Genomic DNA, 1,159 nt, shown 5'->3' on the forward strand with positions numbered 1-1,159 from the left:
TGCTTGAATACGGTTGTGATAAGCAGAAAGTTGTTTATTTTTGAGAGCTGATTTTAATTCATTAATTTGATCTTGTGTGAATTCCATAATATCTATTATAATTCAGATTTTGATTTTTGTTAAGTATTACCTCTCCTGGAACCTCTGGTGTTACTGGTGTAGATGGATCAACAACTTCCGTAGAAGGAATTGGTATAACCTCTTCTGTCACTTCTGCCAATGTAACAGAAGTAGGTAATGTTAGAATTGTGGCAGTTGCGATAGCTAAAGCTGTTTTATTCATTTTCTTTTTTCCTTTCTGGTAAAGCCTTGGCCAGTCAATATCAGCTGGCCAGACTGACTTCTTTTTGCGACAAGGACATCATGACGAGTGATCGTCTGAATCCGAGGATAGAGCTCCTTATAGCCTACCCTCAACTTCAAATCACGGATTTCACCCTGAACATAACCCCTAATATTTTCAATGGCAACATCTTTTTTCAAAGAAACCTGACTAGAGTTCTCCAAGGTAGCGACTGCTCCCCCTTCAAGTCCGAGTTGCCTCAGATCCCTTATTCTTACAATTTTTTTATTTTTAGCATTCATGAACATCTCCTTCAAAAAATGCAAAGCGAACCTCACGCTGTGCTGGAAGAGCAAGCTCTTCACGGTATTTTCTACGCACGGTTTATAGTCTAGTAACCGCAAACTCCTTCACCCTACAAAGCAGTAATGGCCTGTGGCTTAACGTTACTGTACCCAGCTCTAGATATATTTTCTAGTTCTCACCGCCCCCATTTTTCTTTTATGCTTAGGTACGCTGGATTAGGACAGTGGTTGGCTATTCAATTGTCAAGGATCTCAGCAGTTTAATGACTTACCCAGGTCAATTTAAGTCCCATAATGAGCTTCTGCCATACGGTGAGCTTGTAGTTTCTGTTCCAAACGATGCTCCTCAATCAGATTTTCGATTGATTTCACTAGATAAGCATAGGGAGAATCTGTGGCAGGAATCATTTTAATAAGGCCAATCATTTCGTCACTGGAAATGTAATACTAAATAAAAATCGAATTTTGAATTATAATAGATTGTATGAAATTGAAATTAGATAAACAACAAGAAACTGAATTGAGATTAGCTCTTAGAAATAAAGACTACGCTACTTATCATAGACGCATC

3 protein-coding genes are annotated in these 1,159 nt (G+C 38.2%); all 3 read right to left on the minus strand.

Annotated features, from left to right (window positions below):
• Positions 1-61: 61 nt before the first annotated feature.
• The gene (locus tag HZY94_RS09175; RefSeq protein ID WP_179925892.1) at positions 62-283 is read right to left on the minus strand and encodes a hypothetical protein; all 222 of its coding nucleotides are present in this window, start codon (positions 281-283) and stop codon (positions 62-64) included.
• Positions 280-585, minus strand: a complete 306-nt coding sequence (locus HZY94_RS09180) for a hypothetical protein (RefSeq protein WP_179925893.1) — start codon at positions 583-585, stop codon at positions 280-282. Before HZY94_RS09180 ends, HZY94_RS09175 begins: the two co-directional genes overlap by 4 nt.
• 285 nt (positions 586-870) lie before the next feature.
• Entirely contained in the window at positions 871-1,014 is a 144-nt protein-coding gene (locus HZY94_RS09185; RefSeq protein ID WP_179925894.1) for a hypothetical protein, read from the minus strand.
• Between the last annotated feature and the right edge of the window lie 145 nt (positions 1,015-1,159).

The organism is Streptococcus danieliae (assembly GCF_013415245.1).
In the GTDB taxonomy this organism is placed as follows: domain Bacteria; phylum Bacillota; class Bacilli; order Lactobacillales; family Streptococcaceae; genus Streptococcus; species Streptococcus danieliae_A.

Bases quoted from the DNA above. Each gene is read 5' to 3' on its own strand.
- HZY94_RS09175 (WP_179925892.1), bottom strand. From the start codon at position 283: ATGAATAAAACAGCTTTAGCTATCGCAACTGCCACAATTCTAACATTA.
- HZY94_RS09180 (WP_179925893.1), bottom strand. From the start codon at position 585: ATGAATGCTAAAAATAAAAAAATTGTAAGAATAAGGGATCTGAGGCAA.
- HZY94_RS09185 (WP_179925894.1), bottom strand. From the start codon at position 1,014: ATGATTGGCCTTATTAAAATGATTCCTGCCACAGATTCTCCCTATGCT.